Source organism: Kitasatospora sp. SC0581 (assembly GCF_048159585.1).
Taxonomy (GTDB): Bacteria; Actinomycetota; Actinomycetes; order Streptomycetales; family Streptomycetaceae; genus Kitasatospora.
This window is the reverse complement of sequence record NZ_JBLRWA010000042.1, coordinates 1-21451: the sequence shown is the minus strand read 5'-3', so window position 1 is coordinate 21451 and position 21451 is coordinate 1. Positions and strand designations below refer to the sequence as shown.

Here is a 21451-nt window from a genome sequence, read left to right as displayed (position 1 = left end):
CGTACGCCACGGCCGGTCGGCCACCGGTGGCGTACGGCACGGTCGGATGATCACTGGTGGCGCACGGCACGGCCGGTCGATCCCGGCGCACCCCGACGGGCGGTCGAACGGTCCACGGACCGGACGGCCGCCCGTTCCGCCGTCCAGGGCCGCTCGTACGGGGCCCGGAGCTGCGGGCGGCGCGGGTAGGCCGCGTGGTCGGCAGCGCCGGCCTCCGGCTGCGGGCCCGGATCCTGCAGCGGCCCGTGCGCGTGGTGCTGCTCGCCGTACCCGTGGTGCTGCTGCCCGCCGTGCGCGTGGTGCTGCTCCCCGTGCGACTCCCGGTGGGGCTCGCGCGGAGGCCAGGCCGGCGCCGGGAGCGCCTCGGGCTCGGGCCACCGCACCGCGCCGACCGCACGGCCCCGCGCCTGCCGGGCGTCCAACGCCTCGCGGGCCCGGCGGCAGCGCTCGCAGTGCGCGGCGTCCGGGATGCCGCGGCGCGGACGGTGCCGCACCGGGGCCGGCCCGCCGCGCATCGCGCGCCAGCGGCGGGCGACGTAGACCATCAGCAGCAGGGTCTCCACCCCGGCGACCGCCAGGACCAGTGGGGCACCCTTGATCAGATAGGCCGCCACCACGGCCAGCGCAGAGCCCACCACCACCGCCGAGCCCCACACCTGGGAGCTCATCTGCTTGTCGTCCGCGTCGGCCACCTCGGTCCCCTTTCCCGGTGCCGGGCTCGTGGTCGGCTCCCGCCGCCCCACCTCTTCTCCGCTCTCGGCACGCGTCGGCCAGCACTGACCGATTGCCACATCGTATCTACCGTCAGTCATGGCCAACCGCCCCCAGGCGGCGAACGACAGATCAACGTTGCGTCAATTCCTTGTGCGGAAGCAGCACTTCCAGGACACATCACGGAACGTGACCACGGCAAGGCGCCCGGCCGGGAGAACCCGGCCGAGCGCCTCGGTGAACCTCTCGCGACCCCGCCCGCCGTCAGCCGCGGCGGACGCCCCTCCGCCGCAGCACGGCACCCGCGCCCACCAGGGCGGTGGCCCCCAGGGCGGCGGCCGCCGTCACGGCCGGCAGTGCCGAACCGCCGCCCGCGGGTCGCGGTGCGACCGCGAGTTGCGGGCCCTCCCCGGGCTGTGGTGCCGTCCCGGACCGCGGCGCGGCCGCGAGTTCCGGCGCGGCGTCCGCCTCGTAGCCGCCGCCCTTGCCCGCCCGGTCGTACGCCGAGCCGGGCAGCTTGTCCCCGTACCGCTGGTGCACCAGCTGCTGGTACGCGGCCAGCGTGACCCCGCCCGCGCCCACCGAGCGCCGGGCCTCGTCGTCCAGCGGCAGCACCCGGCCGTCGCGCAGCACGTACCAGGCGTTGACCTGCGGCTCGCGGAAGGCGGTGCCGCCGCCGCTGCCCGCCGCCTTCGCCGCGTAGTCGCTCTCGTCACCGCCCGAGGCGATGTTCACCACCTTCCAGCCGCCGCCCTGCCGGACGGTCCAGACCGAGGCGCTCTGCCCGTCCGCCGCGACCACCTTGCTGGCGGTGAACTCCGACGTCGCCACCGGTGCGCCGGGGGTACCGGCCACGAAGCCGGGGTCCAGGACGTACACCGGCACGGTGTCGCCGACCAGCCGCGGCGCGGCCTCGCCCGCCGCCCGGGCCTCCTCGGCGGCGCCGATGGTCAGCTGCCGGGTCGGCGGGACGCCCTTGCGGGCGAAGAAGTGGCCGACCTTGTCGAGGACGGCCGGGTCCTGGACCGCGCCGCGGGCCTGCGCCAGCTCGGCGGCGGGCACCGGGGCCGGGGCGGACGGGGAGTCCGCGTGCGCGGCCGGGGCGAGCGCCAGCGCGAGGCCGGCGGCGAGCAGGGCGGTGGCGGTCGCGGTGGCGGCCCGACGGCGGCTCTTGGTCTCGGTCATGGCCGCCCTCACGCGCCGATCCGGTACAGGGAGTGGGTCCACGAGAACGTGTTGTTGTTCACGTAGTACCCGTAATCCGCCCAGTTGTAGCGGTAGTTGGAGGGCCACGGATCGCCCCAGTAGACCCAGTTGCTCGACGTGTCGTAGCCGTACAGGACGTGCATGTGGCCGCCGCCCGAACTCCACTGGATGCGCGTCTCGATCGGGCGGTCCGCGTTCACCTCGGACTGCACGGTGCCGTAGTTCAGGTACCCGTTGACGTACGAGCCCGGGTTGATGCCGACCCAGTTCAGCCCGTTCTGCACGTCGCCCAGCGTGGCCTGGCTGTTGGGGCAGCTGGAGTTGGCCGAGCGGCCGAATGCCGCGTTGCAGAACTGGTTCTGGCTGTAGTTGTAGCCGAACCAGGTGGCGATGGTGTTCCCGCTCGCCGCCCAGCACCAGTTGGTCTGCTGTTGCTGCTGCATGGTGATGTTGAGCTTCTTGAAGGTGCCGGCCAGGTCGGCCGTGCTGCCGGGCGCGGCGGCCTGGCGGACCTGGTGCGCGGCCCGGTCCTGGGCCTGCGTCTGGGCCTGCGTCTGGGCCTGCGTCTGGGCCTGGGTCCGGTCCTGGTCCTGGTACTGGGCCTGGGTCTGCTGCCCGGCCGGGGCGGCGATCGCGGGCGCCGCCACCGCGGCGGTGAGCGCCGGGCCCAGCACGCCGAGGGCGAGCAGCGAGACCGCGCGGCGCAGCCGTATTCGTGGAACTGGCATGGCGGGAAAGCCTCCTTGCACGAGTGGAGCGAGGTGCTGTGTGGGGGCGCGGTCCGGATCGCGCCCCGAGCATCGCGCCTCGTCAGGGACAGGTCAACGGCCCTCCGCGGGGCCCGGACCGAGGTGTGAACGGGCCGAAGCGGATGTGAACGGCGCCCGGAGAACCACCGCGCAGCAGGCCCGGACCGGTGACAAACCACCGCACCGATGTGAATATTCACGGTCAAACGCCGCTCCGTCCGAGCCGCCCGCACGCCGGTCCGCCCGTCCCCCAGGAGGCCGCCATCCACAAGAGCGACCCAGCCGACCTCGCCGCCGCCCTGCGCACCGGCCCCTTCCACCTCGCCCTGCGCACCGCGATCTCCGCCCGGGGCCTCGCCCTCCACCGCATCCGCCGCCACCTCGCCCTGCGCGGCGTCACCGTCGGCCTCACCAGCCTCAGTTACTGGCAGCAGGGCCGCCGCCGCCCCGAACGCACCGAGTCACTGCGCGCCGTCGCCGCCCTGGAAGAGGTCCTCGACCTGCCCGAACACTCCCTCACCCGGCTGCTCGGCCCCCGCCGCGCCGCCGGCCCCGCCCCCGCCGGCCCGCCCGTCCGCCCCTACCGCGACCTCATCTCCCCCGCCGTCGCCGTCGACGACCTGCTCGCCACCCTCGCCGGCCCGCGCGACACCGGACTGCACACCATCACCCACATCGAACGCATCCGCGTCGGCCCCGACCGCCAACTCGCCCGCCGCGACTCCCAGCACGCCCTGCGCGCCCACCGCGACGGCATCGACCGCTACCTCGCCCTCTACCAGGGCGACCCCGGCAGCGACATCACCCGCGTCGGCGTCCGCGCCGAGGAGAACTGCCGCCCCGGCCGCATCCGCCGCGACCAGGCCCACCACCTGCTCGCCGCCGAACTCCTCCTCGACCGCCGCCTACGCGCCGGCGACACCCACCTGCTCGGCTACGGCTTCGACGACGCCCCCTCCCCCGACCCCAGCTGCGAGTACGTCCGCGGCTTCAACTCCGGCGCCGGCCAGTACGTCCTCCAGGTCACCTTCCACCCCGCCGCCCTCCCCGTCCGCTGCCACCGCTTCGCACTGCACTCGCCGGGCGCCGCCCCGTACGAGACCGAGGAACTCACCCTCGACGGGCACCACTGCGTCCACCTGGTGGCGACGGCGGTACGGCCGTGCCTCCTGGGGATCCGGTGGGACTGGGAGTGAGGGGGTGGGGGTCAGTGCGACCAGTACGGGTCGTCGACGGGGTCGCCCATCGCGGCGAGCGATGTCCTGGCGAGTGGGGACACCGGCTCGTATTCGTGGGCGGGCTGGTACAGCACCCCGTAGGCCTCCACCAGGAACTTCACCCGGTACGTCGAGTCCGGCTGTGCCGCCGCAAGGAACAGGAGGAACGTCTCGCCGCCCGCTTCCCCGACCCCGTGCAAGGACTGGATCTCGTCGGAGGGGTTCGACCGATGGACCACGGTGCTTCCGAGTCCCTGCCAGGCCTGGGTCACCTGGTCCATCAGGGCCGGCAGCCTCGTACTCGCGACCGCGGTCCGACCGACGACGACCTCGGTGACCGCCGACACCATGCTCGGCTCGCCGTCCCAGCGGTCCCGTTCCCTGCGCACCTCGAAATAGGCACCCGCGAAGGCCAACGACGGAGAGACCGCCCCCATCGTGGTGCGCAGGGCATGGTCGATCCGCACCTTCGCCGCTCCGGGTGACAGCCGCGACCGCCGATCGGCCAACGCCAGCGGTCCGTACCCGTTGAAGAACAGCACCGAACAGGCGGTCACCACGACGGCGAAGGCCAGCACGACCGATCCGACCAGCTTCCAGCGGGCCCTCATCGGCCACCCGTCACATGGACGTCGCCGCCCTTGCCCGTGACGATGGAGGCGATGTTGCCCAGCGAGGGGCCACCGAACTCCGGGGTGAGGTACTTGGTGTGCGCACCCACGAGGTTCGCCCCCTGGCTGTACTCGGAGACCGTGAAGCGCTTGCCACCGAAGGACTCGCTCGCCGGATCCCGTCCGTACCAGTTCTCGTCCGGGTGAGCGCCGAGGGGCCACGGGACGAGACCTCGGGGCGACGAGGCGTGGGTGACGACGTCGTTGTCCGCCGCACCGGCCCAGACGTGCCCGGGCAGCCGGAGCTCCGAGGCGCGATCCACACCGGTGCCGGGGCTTCCGATGAACACCACATCATCCGGTGGCGTGTAGTTCCCCTGGTGCGTGGCCGCCTTCGTCGCCAGTCCGACCACGACCGAGCCGTAGCTGTGTCCGATCGAGGTGATGTGCGGGCACTGGCCGCTGCTGTTGGTCGTCCGGAGCCCGGTGACGAACCTCGCGTAGTCGGGTGCGCCCTTGACCGCCGCCTTCGGGTCGGCCGCGTTCAGGTCCTCGCCGGGCGGGTCGTAGCCCAGCCAGACGATCGAGGCCACCGAACCGCCGGGCTTGACCTTCTTGTTGGCCTCGCGCCAGATGTTCAGCGCGTTCTCCGACTCGTTGGTGCCCGGCGTGTCCCCGTGCTTGGCCGGGCCGAGAGAACTGGGATCCGTGGTGACGCCGGGAACATAGGCGGCGATGTCGGTGGCGGTGTCCGGGTTCCCGTAGGAGAGGATCGCGCGTCCCTGGCCTTCGGCACCGATACCGATCAGATACGTGCGGGGACGACCGTCCGTCGCCCCGCCGTCCTGATCGAGGCGGTCCCAGATGGGCTGCAGCTTCTTGAGCTCCGCCTCCTCTTCCTTCGTCCGCTGCTTGCCCTTGAGCTCGCTCAGCCGCTTGTCCAGGTAGCTCCGGTTGACCTGGTCCCGCACGTCCGCCGGGATCCCGTCCAGGTTCCCGACCTTCTCCGGGTGGTGGTCGATGAACCACTGCCGGCCCGCCGGGTCGAGGCCGTTCCACCAGCTGTTGACCTCGGTGGGCGGCGCTCCCACGGCCGGCATGTCCCTCAGGTACGGGGCGCTCGACTCGTTCGCCGTCCGCTGGTCGGCCTCGGCGACCGCGAGGGTCAGGCCCGACTTGCTGGTGGCGTGCTGGGTGAAGCCCCTGAGCAGCCCGGCAAGGGTCTGGTCGGCCGTGCCGGCCTCGGTGAGGGCGGCGGTGATCCGCTTGGCGATCTCCTCGGCCGCCGCCTTCTGCTTGGTCTCCCAGTTCGCGTCCACCGGGCCGGTGGGCGCGGGCCAGCTCACCGTGCCGTTGTCGCTGACGGTCAGGCCCTTGGCGCCGGCGTCGACGACGGCCTGCCGGAGTTTCGACTGGGCGAGTCCGAAGAGGTCGGCGTAGTCCCGCAGGGTCTGGCCGAGTGCGGCCAGTTCGGTTTCGGCGGCGTGCAGTTGGGTGGTCGTGCCGTCCAGTGAGGGGATCGCGGCGTCGGCTGCCGGTCCGCTCCAGCCCGACCCGTGGACCCGGTCGGTGGTGCCGCGCTTCCAGTCGGCGGTGTGCTGCGCGAACGCCTTGTGGAGCGCGTCGTACGCGTCGCCGGCCGCGTGGAGGTCCGCCGGTCTGGCGTTCTTCAGGCTCGCGAAGTCGAGTCGGCCCGCGCCGGCCCGCTGATCCGGATCAGCCATGAGTGCTCCCCCCGATACTCACCGCTACCATAACCCACGTCTGCCACAGCGGCATTGGGGGAAGAGCGATGGGTGACGGCAAGGGATTCACTGTCAAACCAGGCGAGTTGACCGCCGCCGGGAACAACGCGCTGGCGGTGGCCGGGAAGGTTCCGGAGGAGACGGCGAAGCTCGCGGAGCCGGGCGACAAGGCGGCCGGGGGGCTGGCGGGGTGGCAGAGCGGGGCGGCGTTGCAGGGGTGCGGCACCGCCTGGAAGTCGCTGCTGGACGGGCTCGCCGGCGACATGAAGTCGGCCGGCGGCAACCTTCTCACCTGCGCGCAGACGTACCTCAGCGCCGACCGGTTGCCCGCGCCCGCCACCGCGGCGGCCGCCACCGATCCCTTCGGCACGAAGGTGGCCGGGGTGACGGGTGTGCATCTGACCAGGGACGCGTAACTCCGTTACCGGGGCCGGAAGTCCACGATCAGGGAGTCCTCCACCGGCAGGTAGCCGATCTGCTGGTAGATGGAGTTGCTGGTCGGGTTGGCGAGGTCGGTGTAGAGCAGGACCTCGGTGGCGCCGTGGGCGAGGAGGTGGGCCGAGACGGCGGCGGTGACGGCGGTGCCGTAGCCGTGGCCGCGGCTTTCGGCGGGGGTGTAGACCGGGCCGATGCGGGACATGCCGGCGAGCACCGGGCTGCTGCCGGCCAGGGCGACCGGGCGGCCGTCGTCCTCCCACAGGTGCAGGCAGCCGTTCGCGGTCCGCTCGTCCACCGCCCTTGGGACGTCGGGGAGTTCGACCTCGACCTCGGCCAGGAACTCCTGGTACCAGCGGATCGCCAGTTCGCGGTCGGCCGGTTCGGCCAGCCGGTGGCGGCCTGCGGGCGGGCGCGGCGGGTCGGTCAACTCGCCGAGCCGGTAGAGCCGTTCGTCGACGCGGACGGACTGTTCGGTGCCGGTGGCCGCCGTCCAGGCGGCGGCGAAGGCGCGGACCGCTTCCGCTCCCCCGCCGACCCCGGTCACCGTGGTGAACCCGGCTCCGGCGGCGGCCAGGCCGGTCGCCAGTTCGGCGGCCGCGGCCGGCGGCATGAAGGAGAGCCGGGGGGCGAACGGCGGCGTCTGGAGGAAGGCGCCCGCGACCGGACCTCCCTGCTCGGCCCGCCACCAGCCGAAGACCGGCGGCTCGCCGAACACCGTCAGGCCGGACTCGGCCAGCCGGTGCGCGATGGTGAGCAGGACGGTGTTCTCGGCGGGGCGGGCGGCCAGGAAGGCGCCCGCCCGGTCGCGGAACTCGTCGAGGGAGGTGCTGAAAGTCCAGGTCATGGCCCATGGTGGACCCGGCCGGACCCCGCTCGCCAACGATTATCCGGCCGCCGCCGAACCCCTGCCCGCCCCACCGTCGACGGCTTGCCCGCCCCCGCCGGGGCGCCCGCTACTCGACCGCCACGCCCAGCTTCCCGGCCAGTTCCGCCGGATCGGTGGTCGGGGCGTCGCAGGCGAAGTGCCGGCAGACGTACGCCGCGGGGGCGCCGCCGACCAGCGGCCGGTCGGCCAGCAGCGGCACCTCGGGCTCCCCGGGCGCGCCGACCGCGACCACCGCTCCCGGCGCCGTCCCGAGCAGCGCGGCCCGTCGCAGCGCCGCCGTGGCCGGGTCGCCGTCCGGGCCGACCACGGCGACCTCGCGCGGCCCGTCGAGCAGCGCCTCGGCGACGGCGAGGCCCCAGCCGATGAACCGCGGCGCCCGGCCGGCGAGGGCGCCGACCACGCCGAGGGCCCGTTCGGCGGCCGTGCGGTGCCGGTCGGAGCCGGTGTACGCGGCGTACGTGAGCAGGGCGCCGGCGGCGGCCGTCCAGCCGGACGGGGTGGCGTTGTCGGTCGGGTCCTGCGGGCGGCGGATCAGCTCCTCGGCGTCGTCGGCGGTGTCGTAGAGCGCGCCGGAGGCCTCGTCGGTGAAGTGCTTGAGCACGGTGTCGAGCAGGCCGCCCGCCAGCTGGAGCCAGGAGGCATCGCCGGTGACGGCGTACAGCGCGAGGAAGCCCTCGGCGGTGTCCGCGTAGTCCTCCAGCACGCCGGCGTTGGCACCGGCCCGGCCGTCCCGGGAGGTGCGCAGCAGCCGGCCGTCGGGGGTGAGGTGGACGGCCAGCAGCAGGTCGGCGGCGCGTTCGGCGGCCTCGACCAGGTCGGGGCGGTCCAGCAGCGCGCCGGTCTCGGCGAGCGCGGCGACGGCCAGGCCGTTCCAGGCGGCGACCACCTTGTCGTCCCGGGCCGGGGCGGGGCGGGCCGCCCGGGCCTCGGCCAGCCGCGCCCGGATCGTCTCGTACTCGGCGAAGTCCTCGGGGTCGGCGAGGAGTTGGAGCACCGAGGTGCCGTGTTCGAAGGTGCCCTCGGCGGTGACGGTGAACAGCCGGGCGGCGGTGGCCGCGTCGGCGGGGCCGAGCAGGTCGACCAGCTGGCCGGGCTCCCACACGTAGTACGCGCCCTCGGCGGACTGCCCGGTCTCCTCGTCCAGGCTGTCGGCGTCCAGGGCGGAGGCGAACGCGCCCTCGGGCGTGCGGAGTTCGCGCAGCAGGAAGTCCGCCGTGGAGAGCGCGACCCGGCGGGCCAGGGCCGATCCGGTGGCCCGCCACAGGTGCAGGTAGGCGCGCAGCAGCAGGGCGTTGTCGTACAGCATCTTCTCGAAGTGCGGCACCACCCAGCCGGCGTCCACCGCGTACCGGGCGAAGCCGCCGCCGAGCTGGTCGTGGATGCCGCCGCGGGCCATCGCCTCACCGGTGCGGACGGCCATCTCCAGGGCCGCCTCCGAGCCGGTCCGGGCGTGGTGGCGCAGCAGGAACTCCAGCACCATGGCCGGCGGGAACTTCGGCGCGCCACCGAAGCCGCCGCGGCTCTGGTCGAAGTCCCGGCTGAGGGCCACCAGCGCCTGGTGCAGGTCCGCCTCGCCGGGCGGGTTGTGGGCACCGGCCGAGTACACGGCGGCCCGCTGGGCGAGGTCGGCCCGGATCCGTCCGGCGACCTCGCCGACCTCCTCCCGCCGGTCCCGCCAGGCGGCCTCCACACCCTCCAGCACCTGCCGGAAGGACGGCATCCCGTGCCGGGGCTGCGGCGGGAAGTAGGTGCCGAAGTAGAACGGCTCCTTGTCGGGCGTGAGGAACACCGTCATCGGCCACCCGCCCTGCCCGGTCGCGGCCTGCACCGCCTCCATGTACACGGCGTCGACGTCCGGCCGCTCCTCCCGGTCCACCTTGACCGGGACGAACCGCTCGTTGAGGTACTCGGCGAGCCCGGCGTCCTCGAAGCTCTCGTGAGCCATGACATGACACCAGTGACACGCGGCGTAACCGACCGACAGCAGGACGGGCACATTGCGCCGCCCTGCTTCCTCGAAAGCCTCCGCTCCCCAGGGCCACCAGTCAACCGGATTGTCAGCGTGCTGAAGCAGATAAGGCGAGGTCACACCAGCCAGCCGATTCATGTGCCTAGACTCTCACACCACCCCGTCTTGCCTGTGGAACCCGCACGCCCGTCCGCTTGGTCGATGTGCGCCCATCCGCCGTCGCGGCATGAGGTCATTTCCAGCCCAGGGGGGGCAGCATGGGTGTGCACCACGATGCCGGAGACATGGTGCGCGACGACATCATGTATCTCCGGCGTCAGAGCCAGGCGTTCGTCTCGCCGCACGGCCGCGGCAGCCCGGCAGCAGCGCTCCAGAAAGACAGGACGAGCGCCGCGCCGAAATCAGCAAACCAGCCCTGGACACCGAGGAGGAGGTGAGTGGTTTCCCAGTTGTCCTCGCTTCCTGCCACGTCCCCCGGGGCACCGACACGATGGCAGAGTGACGCGAACACACGGGATCGTGTTGTGCCACTGATCGTCGAGTCCAGGGCGGGAAAGCCGCGTTGCGCCTTCGAGGCTGCACAAGCCTGGACCCGCTGCCCCCTCACTCGGTGTCGATGTCGGCCTCCCCGACCTCCTTGTCCGCCGACTTGATGCCCAGGCTCTCGATGAACTGCCGCTCCCGCGCGGCCAACTCGTGCTGGCGCGCAAGGATGAAGTCGGTGAAGTCGTCGGCCTTGAGGTGTTCGATGGACGCGAGACTGACTCCGTGGGAGTCCAAGATGTCGGTCCTGCCCTCCTCCGCGAGCCTGATGAGCGCCTGCCGGATCGACACACCCGGCGGCGTCGTCATGACGATGCGGTTGGCCGGGCTGGACGCCCCCGGGACCCCGCTCTGGGTGATGACGTGTCGATAGGTCTCGCTGTGCGCCGTCGCCAGTTGCTCCAGCACGTTGGCGGTGCTGCCGTCGAGGTTCTTCCGCTCCGGGAACGTCTGCAGGTCCCAGAGGAGGTAGGCGCGCACGCGCGCGCTGCGCAGGTCGAAGCGCTCGGGGAAGGACCGGGCCCGCTCGCCGGAGTAGCTGAGCCCACCGTTGCCCCGGGCGAAGGCCTTCATCTCCGTGATGAAGTTCCGGACCTGGGTAGTGGTGGACCCGGCGAAGGTGCCGGCCAGCGACGTGGTCCAGAACCAGTGCCGGAGCTTGACCCGCTGCTCCGCTTCGACCTTGTCGGAGAAGTGGAAGAAGACGGCGAGCAGCATGATCTGGATGTTGTACGGAACCAGGCGGGCCAGCGGAACCTTGACCTCGTCCCGCAGGAACTCGACCACCTGCTGGAGGATCCGGTCGGTGTCCTCCACCGCGGTCATGAGCTTGCCCTGGACCTTGCGGGCCATCGTCTCCCAGGACGTGTCCCGCTGCACGTCCTCCTCGCCGGACAGCGCGAGGACGGTCTGGAAGATCGTCATGATCGGAATCTCGCCGAAGCCCGAAGCCGCGATCCGCGCCTTGATCTCCTCCATCTTGTCGCTGAGCGTCTCGGAGCCGATGGTCCCGTAGGTCAGCGCGGAGACCATCTGGTCGGGACGCATCTTCTGGCCGCTGCTGTTGATCCTGGAGAAGACCTCGATGGCCTGCTGGAGAGTGCCGCCCTCCATGCGCACCACGGAGACCTTGTAGTTCTTCACCCGCTTCGCGATGCGCTCGCTCTCCTTGGTGAGGCTGTCGGCCTCCTCGCGGGACGGGGAGACATCGGACAGCGTCCGTGCGTACTCGAGGAAGTCCAGGGTCCCCAGCACGGACCGCATGGGCAGGAAATTGCTGGGCACCTCCTCGCCGCTCTTCCAGTGGCGGTAGCGCGCGCTGTCATGCTCCGACCGGACGAGCGGGCGGTAGACCCACCACATCCAGTCCTCCTGCCGCGTGGACCGCGGGGCGTCGGCCGAGCGGTGGAGGACGCCGAAGAGCGTCGAGAGCCGCTGATGACCGTCCAGCACGTAGGCGACTTTCGCGCCCTCCGGTGCCGGCGGGATGCTGCGCCCACCGATGGTGTCGAGGCTTTCGAGTTTCATGGTGGTTTCCCAGATGAGCAGGCTTCCCATGGGATAGCCGCGCTCCATGCTGTCGAAGAGCTGCAGCATCTGCTCGGGGCGCCACAGGAACGGGCGCTGGAACTTCGGCACCCGCAGCTCACCCTGTGCAATCAGCTCCAGGACCCGCTCCAGGAAATAGACCTCCGGCACCACCGAGATATCCTTGGCCACCTCAACATCTCCCATGATCAGATCACGCCCCGAATCTTTTCGAACATCGATCGCAATTCCTGTTTCGCTCCGGGGCCCAGACCGTCCAGGTCCCGTTCCGATATGCCGCCGCTCAGCACCTCTTTCAGGAACAGATCCGGCAAGTCCGTTCCGAATCCCTCCTGGAGGGTGATGAGATCCTGCTCCGCCACTTCGTCGTACAGATCGCCGTGGCGCGGGGGGATGACGTAGGTCGTCCCCGCCTTCCCGGAGTGCCGCCCCTTCTGGTCGGCGCCCCTCTGCGGCTTCCCCTTGAATCCGTGCTTCATGTCGAAGTGGGCGCGCTGCTCGGGCGAGAAGGTCTTGAGGGACTCCAGGCGCTTGGCCATGGAGGCCATTCCGACGGTCTTCTTCGGCTGGCGGGCCAGGACCCGGTTGGGAATGTAGTTCTCCATCTCCCGGAAGCTGAGGACGTGCGAACTCACGCCTTCGCGGGCCGCGGCTTCGGCCTTCTCGTGATTCCCGGTCCGGTCCGTGGGGTGGAAGCTGTCGCTGTCGATGACGAGGACCACACGCTTGGTCCTGGAGAACTGCGCGGCCTGGTCGACCGCATGCCGGGTCGCGCCGTCCTTGCCGCCTCCGTTGTACAGGCCGAGGCGGCTGCCCTCCTTGGCGTCGATGACGTCCTGGCAGCCCAGCAGGCGCGCGAGCGCCTCGATCATCTGCCAGTCGTAGACCGCGTTCTCCACGACCAGTACGGCCGGCCGCTCCAGGTCGCGGATGTCCGCCGCCAGCGTCTCGCCAGCCACCCTGAGCACGCCCGTGGTCCCCCCGTGCGGCGCCCAGGCCTGCGCCATGCTCGCCTTCTGTGCGAGCAGCAGGTAGATCGGCGACAGGACCGGGACGTGACGCTCCAGGAACGCATGGACGGCGTCCACATCACGCGGGGAGATGATCCACTCGTGCCGCGCCTCCCTGAAGAACGCGATCAGCTTCAATATGAGCTCGGCGTTCTGGTCGCCCTGGCGGTCCGTCAGCAGGTCGATCGGAATCTCAACGCGCATCGTCGATCCGATTCGCCTGCGCGTCCGCGAGGGCGCGCACCTCCTCGAAGTCCTCCGCGAAGACCCCCCGCGGCCAGTAGTCGAGGTTGCCGAGGGCATCCACTTCGATCTTTCGCAGGGTGGCGGCGCCCTCGATCTGCTCGACGAAGTAGATCTTCACGTCCTCCGGCGCCAGCTTTCGCTCCGCGACCCGCCGGCGCAGCCGGAGGAGGAAGTTCTCGCTGTGCGTCTCCACCAGGAAGCGCACCTGCGACTCCTGCACGGCGTCGACATAGAGATCGGCGATCGCGGCGTGCGCGGACGGGTGGAGATGGAGTTCGGGCTCCTCCACGATCTCGATCACAGGTCCGGCGGGCGGTTCCACGCGGTCCGCGGCACGCTGGATCACTATCGGCAGGAACTGGACCACACCGGTGCCGACGTCATCGATGTGGACGACGAGATCGGGGTCGCGCAGGGAACGCAGCTTGGGGATGTACATCCCGGAGCCGACGTCGGTGACTTCGAGGCGCCACCCGGGCAGGATGCTTTCCAGCAGGGTGTTCACCTCACGGCCGATCAGACCGCGCCCGTACATCTCGTCCGCGGCGAGCATGCCGAGGGCCTTCTCGCCCCGATAGCCGACGCTGCCCAGGGTTCTGGCCGGAGACCGGAAGAACCGCTCCGGGCTCTTCCGGAACGGACCCAGATACCGGATCTCGTCCAGGCCTTCCCGAATGAGCGCGGTGACTCCGCTGACACCGCCGACGGAGTCCGTCCAGTCGGCCGGATCGGGCAGCAGCCCGCGGAATCCGACTTTGCCCTCATGGCCGTCGACGAGATACGCGCGCTTCTCGGGAGAGTAGGCGTCGGCGCCGGGGATCCAGGAGAGGTTCGCGACTTCCTCCCCAGAGGAGATCTGCAGCGAGGAGACCAGCTGCATGCCCTGGTTGGCGATGTTCTGGACCTCGGCGGTGGCGCTGACGGCCTCGCCGTCCTCGCACCCGATCGATGCGCCCAGGCGGATGTGCCCATGGGGTGATGAGCCGTGGATCAGATCGGCGAACGAAGGTGTGAAGCCCTGGATCAGGTCCAGGTCCAGCGGGCACGGGGAGTCGCCGCGGATACCGATGGAGAGGAGCGGGAGCGCTCGTACGACGGCGCTCTTGCCGGAGTTGTTCCGGCCGAGGACGATGGTGATCTTGCCGAGCTCCACCTCCTGCTTCTCTCTGAAGCAGCGATAGTTCTCCAGCGAGAACCTCTCCAATGACACCTGGGCTCCGTTCGCTCACACCATGTCCGGCGCACACCGCCCCAGCGGCGCGTCGGCGTAGCTGCGGCAATACTCTCAGACGGTGGAAGCTCGGCACCCGAGTTTCGCTCTTCCCGCTGCGGAGTTACCCGAGGTCCGCCTCGGAGTCCAGCTATCCGGCGAGACCGTGAGCCTCCACACAACAACCCCTGGGCGGCAGAGGTGCTGCGCGCAGCTGTGGGCCTGAGCGCCAGGAAGGGCAGCGGGCCGATCAGCTTTCCCGGGACCGCGGCCGGGCCCGACCCTTGGACCTCCCGGTAAGGGCACGGTCGTCATCACCTGCAGCCAGCAACAGCTCCGCCCCCTTGATGCGGCTTGCGTCGAATTGCCTTGCCACATCCGTCAACTTGCGGTCCGCTTGGGCTCAGCATGTCCACCTCCGGGTGGCCGCCACCTCCTGAGTATGTCGCCCCGCGTCTCAGACGGACGCGAGAGCTGCGGACTACTCGGTTGACGAGGTCACTGGCACCAGTGACATGCGGCGTAACCGACCGACAGCAGAACGGGCACATTGCGCCGCCCTGCTTCCTCGAAAGCCTCCGCTCCCCAGGGCCACCAGTCCACGGGGTTGTCGGCGTGCTGGAGCAGGTACGGCGAGGTCGCGTCCGCGAGACGGTTCGGCATGCCCCCATCCTCGCGCATCCGGGGGTCGGCGTGCGGCAGGTCAGGCCGGTCCGGACCAGTAGCTGATGCCGAGGTTGGCGTCGAAGGTGCGCATCCGCCCGAGCACCTGGTCGGGGGTCGGGCCGAGGAGTTCGTCGACGATGCGGCCGTCGGCGAGGAAGACGACGCGGTCGGCGTACGAGGCCGCCACCGGGTCGTGGGTGACCATCACGACGGTCTGGCCGAGTTCCCGGACGCACCGGCGCAGCAGCGCGAGGATCTCGGCGGCGGAGCGGGAGTCCAGGTTGCCGGTCGGTTCGTCGGCGAAGACGATCCGGGGCCGGCCGGCCAGCGCCCGGACGCAGGCGACGCGCTGCTGCTGGCCGCCGGAGAGCTGGGCCGGGCGGTGGCCGAGCCGGGCGCCGAGGCCGGCCGCCTCGACCAGGGTGTCCAGCCACTGCCGGTCGGGGGTGCGGCCGGCCAGCGTCAGCGGCAGGGCGATGTTCTCCGACACCGTCAGGGTGGGGATCAGGTGGAAGGCCTGGAAGACGAAGCCCACGTGGTCGCGGCGGAGCCTGGTCAGCTGGCCGTCGCTCAGCCGGGTGAGGTCCGTGTCGCCGATCCGGGCGGCGCCCGAGGTGCAGGACTCCAGTCCGGCGAGGCACTGGAGCAGGGTGGACTTGCCGGAGCCGGACGGGCCCATGATCGCCGCGAACTCCCCCTCCCGGAAGGACACCGAGACCCGCTCCAGTGCCACCACCCGGGCGTCGCCCGACCCGTGCACCTTGGTCAGGTCGACGGCCGACGCGGCGGCCGGGGCGTGGTTCGCGGCGGCCCGGGGGCCTCCGGGACGGGACGGGCCTCCCGCGAGGGACTGGGGCTCGGTCATCGGTGGTGCTCTCCTCGGTTGGACACGGGCTGAGGTCAGGACTGCGGTCTGGGCCGGGGGCCGGGCGGACCGGCGGGCAGGTCGGCGGGTGGCAGCAGGCCGGTGCCGGCGGCCAGCAGGGCGAGGGAGCGGACCGCGAGCTCCCGTCCGGCCGCGGCCGGACGGCCCTGGTGGCCGCCGCTGTCGTGGTGGTCGAGCAGGACCGGCGCCGCCCCGGTGGAGGCCTGTCCGAGCGCCGCGCAGAGCTTCCAGGCGTGCCAGGGCGGCACCCGCGCGTCGTTCGCCCCGGTGGCGAGCAGCACCGCCGGGTAGGCCGTCCCTGGCACCACCCGGTGGTACGGGGAGTAGTCGAGCAGCGCCCGCAGCGCCCGCGGGTCGGCCGGATCGCCGTACTCCTCCGCCCAGAGCCGGCCGAGGCCGCCGACCTGGTAGCGGGCCAGGTCGGTGAGCGGGGCCACGCACACCGCGGCGGACAGCAGACCGGGCTCCCGGGTGAGCGCGGCGGCGACCACCAGCGCCCCGTTGCTGGCGGCCAGTGCGCCCAGCCCGCCGGCCGGGGCCTCGCCGTGTTCGACCAGCATCGCGGCGGCGGCCCGGAAGTCGTCCACGGTGGCGCTCTTGCCGGGGCCCCGGCCGGCGGCCGCCCAGGCGGGGCCGAGCTCGCCGCCGCCGCGCGCGTGCACCCAGGCGATCCGGCCGCCGGCCCGCAGCCAGGCCTCCATGGCCGGGTCCCAGGAGGGTTCCAGCGGGAGGCCGAAGCCCCCGTAGACGGTGAGCAGGGTGGGCGCGGGGCGGCCGCGGTCCCGCGGCCCGGGGTCGCAGACCGTCACCGGGACGGGCGCGCCGTCCCGGCCGACGGCGGTGAGGGTGCGCAGCGCGGCGCGGCGCTCGGGGGGTTCGACCGGGCCGGAGCCGTCCAGGCTCCTGGTCCAGGTGCCGTACCGGGGGTCGTCGGCGAGCAGCCAGACCGACCCGCCGACCCGCCCGTGCCGGTCGTACGGGGTGGCGCCGAGGCGCAGCCGGGCGGGCCAGTGCAGTGCGGTGGCTCCGCCGCCAGGTGCCTCGCCCGGCGCCCCGCCCGGCTGGTGCAGGTCGAGCCGGTGGGTGGTCCCCAGCCGGCGGAGCAGCGCCAGGCCGGGCCTCCGGCCGGGGCCGAGCACCCGCAGGGCGGTGACCGGGCCCGCCTGTGCTTCACCGGCGGCGGGCGGTTCACCGACGGCGAGCGGCGCGACCACGGCGGGCCCGCGGGTGGCGCCCCGGGCCAGCTCGTCCAGGTCCAGCGCGAGCAGCTCGTCGGCGGCGAGGAAGCAGACCGTCTCGTTCAGGTCCAGGGCGGTGACCCGCCGCCCGTCGAGGTCGAGCGGCTGCCAGTCGGGCACCGCCCGGCCGGTCCACCGGGTGGCCCACCAGCGCACCGGGCCGGACGGCTGCGGGCGGGTGCGCAGCAGCAGGTTCCCGCCGGGACCGCCGTGGAGGGTGAGCCGGACCGGGCCGGGCACCGGCAGGGCGAGCCGGCGGGCCGGGCCGCCGTCCGGGTGGCGGGCCGCCAGGGTGTGCTCGGTGCGGGTGCCGGCGGTGTACACCAGCGCCTCGCCGGTGAAGGCGAGGGTGGCGTACGGGGCCGCGTCGGGCAGGTGGTGGGGCCGGTCGCCCGGGCGGGTGGGGAGCAGGTGCAGTCCGCCGTTCTCGGCTCCGTCCCGGTGCAGTTGGACGGCGATGAACCGGCCGTGCGGCTCGGGCTGCCAGCCGGCGATCCGGTCGCCGGGGCCGATGACGCCCTCGGTGGGCGTCCGACGGGTGCCGTCGGGGTGCCGGACGGTCAGGACGTCGCCGTCCGGGCCGCGTTCGTGGCGGAAGAGCAGGCCGCCGGCCTCGGCGGGCGGGGTGGGCGTCCGGTCGGGCGCCTCCCGTTCCACCCGGTCGAGCAGGGCGGCCCAGGCGGGCTCGTCGGAGCGCTGCGGGCGGGCGGCCAGCAGGCGCCGCTGCTCGGCGAGCCAGGCCCGGGTGCGCGGGGTATCCGCCTCCTCCAGCCAGCGGTACGGGTCCGCCGGCGTGAGGTGCGGGTCCGCCGGCGCGGGGTTCGGCGCCGCCGGCCCGGGGGGCGCGGCCCGGTGGGCGAGGTCAGCCATGGACGGCCTCCGCGGGGTTGTCGTTCCGTCGTTCCGGGGCACCCCCGGCCCCGGTCGGACCGGCGGCGGGCCCACCACCGGTCCGGCCCGCGGTGGCGGCCAGCCCGACTGCGGCGAGGACCACCACGACCACGGCCGCGCCGGCCACCGTGCCGGTCAGTCCGAACGCGTGGGCGCACAGGCCCGCGAGGGTCGGCCCGGCGGGCGCGACCAGTTGGGCGAGGAAGCCGATGCCGCTGTGCACCCGGCCCTGCAGACCCGGCGGGGTCACCTCCATCTGGGTGACCGCGATCAGCACGGTGACCACCGGCCCGGCAGCCGCGGCGAGGGCCAGCGGAAGGACCGCCGTCCAGTGCCCCTGGGCCAGGGTGAAGCCGGGCAGGGCGAGCGCGACCACGGCCGTGCCGAGGGCGATGCCCCGGGCGGGCGGCAGCCGCCGGGCCAGCGCCGGTGCGAGCAGCGATCCGGCCAGCCCGCCGGTGCCCAGGGCCGCGGTCAGCACCCCGATGTGCACGGCGCCCCCGCCCGAGGCCACCACCACGATCAGCAGCCCGTTGAACACCAGGTTGAGCACGGCCGCGTTGACCACCGCGTAGCGCAGGAAGGGCACCCGCCAGATGAACCGGACGCCTTCGGCCAGCGCGGCCCGGACGCCGGGCGCGGCCGGCTCGTCCCCGGGGCGCTCCCGCCTGCCCTTCGGCAGCAGTGCCACGCAGCAGACGGCCGCCAGGTAGCTGCCGGCGTCGACGGCGAACACCCAGGACGGGTGGACGGCCAGCAGCGCACCGCCGGCCACCGGGCCGGCCATCGCCGCGACGGCCGTCCTGCTCTGCAGCAGGCCGACCGCGCGGGGAAGGTGCTCGGGCCGCACGAAGCACCGCACCACCACGTTCTCGACGGGTGCCAGGGTGCTGCCCACCGCGCCGAGCAGCAGGGCGGCGACCAGCACCGCCCACAGCGGCGGCATGCCGCCGGAGGCCGACAGGGCCAGCGCGGCCAGGACGAGTGCGCCGGCCGCGTTGCCGGTCAGCAGCACCGTCCGCCGCTCGCGGCGGTCGGCGAGGACGCCGGCCGGCAGCCGGGCCAGCAGCACCCCGACGGAGAGCGCCGTACCGGCCAGTCCGGCCTGCCGGATGTCACCGCCGGCCCGCAGCGCGACCACCGGGAGGGCGATCACCGAGGCGGCGGTGCCCAGGGCCGAGGCGGACTCGCCGCCGTAGAGCAGCCAGAACGACCGCCCCAGCCCTCCGGCGGCCGCCGCGCTCACGCCGACCCCGTCGCGAACTGTCGCCGGATGCCGCGCAGCGGACGGGCCGCCAGCGCCGCCGGGACGGCGGTGGCGACCAGCACCCCGACCAGGACGCCGACCGTCCACGGCACGTCCAGGGCGGGCAGCACCCCCTGCCCGACGGCCCGGGCCAGCGGCACCAGGCAGATCCCGGCCGTCGCCACCGCCAGGACCGTCCCGACCAGCGCCGAGGCCAGCACCTCGTACACCACGCAGCGCAGCAGCTGCCCGCGGCCGAGGCCGAGGGCCCGCAGGTGGGCGCGCTGGGAACGGCGGTCCCGCTGGGCGATGGCGCAGGTGTTGGCGAGGGCGAGCAGCGCGTACCCGCCCACCACGGCGACGATCAGCCGGGAGGCCATGTCGTCCTGCACGTTGCGCGGCCGCAGGTGGGCCAGGTAGTCGGCCCGCGTGGCGAGCCGCTGGCCGGGCCGGAGCTCCCAGGCGCCCGGGTCACCGCGGAGCAGCACCCGGTCGGCGTACGGGGCCGGGGTGTGCTCGAGGGCGAGGTCGACGGGGAGGACGTACGAGGGGAAGGCCAGGTCCCGCTGGTAGACGGCGACGAGCCGCAGCTGCGCCTGCTGTCCGTCGGCGAGCGTGAAGGTGACGTCCTGGCCGAGCTTCCAGTGGCGCGCGGTGGCCTCGGTGCTGCCCGCGGCGAACGTGCCGGGAGCCAACTCGTCCAGCCGGCCCTGCTGTTCGCCGAGGTCCAGGGCGCTCCGCAGGGCCGCCCCGTCGACGCCCCAGGCGCGGGTGGGCTTGGGCTTGTCGTCGTAGAAGCTGGGCGGCGCGGTCACCTTGGTCGCGATCGGCGCGACGGCCGTCCCGCCGGGCAGGCCGGCGGGCCGGGCGGGCAGCTGGCGGCCCGGCTCGGCCGTCACCACCGCGTCGGCCCGCAGTGCCTGCTCGGTCTGCTGCTGCACGGCGGCCCCGATGGTGGCTCCCGAACCGAGCAGGCAGACCACGGTGCCGACGGCCAGCAGGACGGGCACCGCGATCGCGGCCGTCCGGGCGGGCGCGGCCCGCAGCCCCGCGGCGGCGATCCGGCCGGCCTTGCGGTCGAGCAGCAGCAGCACCGCGCAGCAGGGGCCGACGAGCAGCGGCACGAACCAGGGCGCGAGCACCGCGAGCGTGGGGATGACGGCCGTGGCCAGGCCCATCACCAGCGCGCCCTGGAGCACCGGCGGCAGGTCCATCACGACCATCAGGGCCACGAGCGGCCCGCAGAGCATCAGGACCATGGCGATGCCCGCCACCAGTCGGCCGACGTTGCGGCGGGGCGGGGCCAGGGCCAGCGACTGGTCCTTGAGGAGGTCGATCGGCTGGACCCGGCCGGCCGCCAGCACGCTGGCCAGCGCGGCCAGCACCGCGACCGCGCAGGTGCCGAGGCAGGCGCCGACCGCGATCGCCCAGGTCTGCCCGGCGGAGGGCAGGTCGACCGCGGCGGGGAACAGCTCGCGCTCGATCAGCAGGCGCCGGCCGAACCCGGCCACCGGGACCGTCCCGGCCACCGCGGCGACGGCGGAGGGGGCCAGCGCGACCAGCGCGACGTCCGCGACGACCAGGGCCCGCAGCCGGCCGGCCGTCACCCCGAGGGCGCGCAGCACGGCGAACTGCCCGAGCCGCTGGTTGGTCCAGAGCGCGACCGTCGACCCCGTCACCAGCACCGCCGACATCAGCAGCATCGTCAGCAGCAGGCCCAGCAGGTTCTGCGCGTCCTTGGCCGCCGCCGCGGCGGACGAACCCTCCGGGTAGGACGGGCCGCTGACCGCCGCGAGCAGCAGCAGGCAGGCGCCCACGCCGGTGGCGGTGAGCGCGCAGGCGACCGCGACACCTATGACCCGCCCCGGGTACGCCCGTACCTCGGCGACGCACAGTCGCAGCGCGCCGAGCGGTCCGCTCGGACGGGTAGTCGGTTCTGATGCCACGGCCACGGTTAACTCACCCCAAAACGGTAAACAGAATGCAGAGCCGGGGAAGGCCGCATGTGCCGCGGCCTTCCCCTCTCTGTCACCCGGTACTGCCGGACCCAGGGGGTCAGCAGCTGAACACGCTGTACGAGCTGAACGGGGCGTCGACGACGATCTCCTCGTCGAGCTCCTGAAGCGCCAGAATGTCGGCCATCACAATCACCTCCTCCTCACCGCCTCGCCGGAACGCGGCACCGGGCCACAGGGGTCAGCAGTTGAACGCGCTGTACGAGCTGAACGGGGCGTCGACGACGATCTCCTCGTCGAGCTCCTGAAGCGCCAGGATGTCGGCCATCACAATCACCTCCTCCTCACCGCCTCGCCGGTACACGGCACCGGGCTGCCGGGATCAGCAGCTCCAGTAGCTGAGCGAGCTGAACGGGGCGTCGACGACGATCTCCTCGTCGAGCTCCTGAAGCGCCAGAATGTCGGCCATCACAATCACCT

General features: G+C 73.1%; 16 protein-coding genes and 1 pseudogene. 2 read left to right on the top strand and 15 right to left on the bottom strand.

Annotated elements, in window-relative coordinates; translation table 11 throughout:
* Positions 1-50: 50 nt before the first annotated feature.
* From ACLWS4_RS35080 to ACLWS4_RS35070, 3 genes are all read right to left on the bottom strand, one after another.
* A complete protein-coding gene (locus ACLWS4_RS35080; RefSeq protein WP_074001321.1) occupies positions 51-692 on the bottom strand; it encodes a hypothetical protein in 642 nt (213 codons plus the stop codon).
* 283 nt (positions 693-975) lie between these two features.
* Positions 976-1896: a hypothetical protein gene (locus ACLWS4_RS35075; RefSeq protein WP_380779144.1), complete on the bottom strand. Its 921-nt coding sequence runs from the start codon at positions 1894-1896 to the stop codon at positions 976-978.
* An 8-nt stretch (positions 1897-1904) separates the two neighbouring features.
* Complete coding sequence (locus tag ACLWS4_RS35070; protein ID WP_416876257.1) at positions 1905-2645, bottom strand: papain-like cysteine protease family protein; 741 nt, start codon at positions 2643-2645, stop codon at positions 1905-1907.
* A 284-nt stretch (positions 2646-2929) separates the two neighbouring features.
* Here ACLWS4_RS35070 and ACLWS4_RS35065 point away from each other — a divergent pair, with 284 nt between their 5' ends.
* Positions 2930-3862 (top strand): hypothetical protein, encoded by a 933-nt coding sequence (locus ACLWS4_RS35065; RefSeq protein ID WP_049658495.1) that lies wholly within the window; start codon positions 2930-2932, stop codon positions 3860-3862.
* 11 nt (positions 3863-3873) lie between these two features.
* On the opposite strand, the gene ACLWS4_RS35060 is transcribed toward ACLWS4_RS35065, so the two are convergent.
* Both ACLWS4_RS35060 and ACLWS4_RS35055 read right to left on the bottom strand, forming a co-directional pair.
* Complete coding sequence (locus tag ACLWS4_RS35060) at positions 3874-4494, bottom strand: hypothetical protein (RefSeq protein WP_416876256.1); 621 nt, start codon at positions 4492-4494, stop codon at positions 3874-3876.
* Positions 4491-6218: an alpha/beta hydrolase gene (locus tag ACLWS4_RS35055; protein WP_416876255.1), complete on the bottom strand. Its 1728-nt coding sequence runs from the start codon at positions 6216-6218 to the stop codon at positions 4491-4493. The genes ACLWS4_RS35060 and ACLWS4_RS35055 overlap by 4 nt, the downstream gene beginning before the upstream one ends.
* 68 nt (positions 6219-6286) lie before the next feature.
* On the opposite strand from ACLWS4_RS35055, the gene ACLWS4_RS35050 reads away from it, so the two are divergent.
* Positions 6287-6655 (top strand): hypothetical protein, encoded by a 369-nt coding sequence (locus ACLWS4_RS35050; protein WP_416876254.1) that lies wholly within the window; start codon positions 6287-6289, stop codon positions 6653-6655.
* Positions 6656-6660: 5 nt separating this feature from the next.
* Here the strand turns inward: ACLWS4_RS35050 and ACLWS4_RS35045 are convergent, their stop codons facing one another.
* The 10 genes and pseudogenes from ACLWS4_RS35045 to ACLWS4_RS35000 all read right to left on the bottom strand — a co-directional run bounded on the left by ACLWS4_RS35045 (position 6661) and on the right by ACLWS4_RS35000 (position 20962).
* Complete coding sequence (locus ACLWS4_RS35045) at positions 6661-7521, bottom strand: GNAT family N-acetyltransferase (protein ID WP_416876253.1); 861 nt, start codon at positions 7519-7521, stop codon at positions 6661-6663.
* Positions 7522-7630: 109 nt separating this feature from the next.
* On the bottom strand, positions 7631-9670 hold the full coding sequence (locus tag ACLWS4_RS35040; RefSeq protein WP_416876252.1) for a thioredoxin domain-containing protein: 2040 nt from the start codon (positions 9668-9670) through the stop codon (positions 7631-7633).
* 465 nt (positions 9671-10135) lie between these two features.
* Positions 10136-11773 carry a DUF262 domain-containing protein gene (locus ACLWS4_RS35035; protein WP_416876251.1) on the bottom strand — a complete coding sequence of 546 codons (1638 nt, stop codon included), beginning with the start codon at positions 11771-11773 and terminating at the stop codon, positions 10136-10138.
* Between the two features lie 38 nt (positions 11774-11811).
* Entirely contained in the window at positions 11812-12837 is a 1026-nt protein-coding gene (locus tag ACLWS4_RS35030) for a hypothetical protein (RefSeq protein WP_416876250.1), read from the bottom strand.
* Positions 12827-14089 carry a DUF3696 domain-containing protein gene (locus ACLWS4_RS35025; RefSeq protein ID WP_416876249.1) on the bottom strand — a complete coding sequence of 421 codons (1263 nt, stop codon included), beginning with the start codon at positions 14087-14089 and terminating at the stop codon, positions 12827-12829. Before ACLWS4_RS35025 ends, ACLWS4_RS35030 begins: the two co-directional genes overlap by 11 nt.
* Positions 14090-14593: 504 nt before the next feature.
* Positions 14594-14752 (bottom strand): annotated as a pseudogene (locus ACLWS4_RS35020) (DUF255 domain-containing protein); the annotation flags it as partial.
* A gap of 40 nt (positions 14753-14792) precedes the next feature.
* Positions 14793-15620, bottom strand: a complete 828-nt coding sequence (locus ACLWS4_RS35015) for an ABC transporter ATP-binding protein (RefSeq protein ID WP_079271858.1) — start codon at positions 15618-15620, stop codon at positions 14793-14795.
* 35 nt (positions 15621-15655) lie between these two features.
* On the bottom strand, positions 15656-17749 hold the full coding sequence (locus ACLWS4_RS35010; RefSeq protein ID WP_416876248.1) for a prolyl oligopeptidase family serine peptidase: 2094 nt from the start codon (positions 17747-17749) through the stop codon (positions 15656-15658).
* A complete protein-coding gene (locus tag ACLWS4_RS35005) occupies positions 17742-19016 on the bottom strand; it encodes an MFS transporter (protein WP_049659081.1) in 1275 nt (424 codons plus the stop codon). Before ACLWS4_RS35005 ends, ACLWS4_RS35010 begins: the two co-directional genes overlap by 8 nt.
* The gene (locus ACLWS4_RS35000; RefSeq protein WP_416876247.1) at positions 19013-20962 is read right to left on the bottom strand and encodes an FtsX-like permease family protein; all 1950 of its coding nucleotides are present in this window, start codon (positions 20960-20962) and stop codon (positions 19013-19015) included. Before ACLWS4_RS35000 ends, ACLWS4_RS35005 begins: the two co-directional genes overlap by 4 nt.
* Positions 20963-21451: the final 489 nt, after the last annotated feature.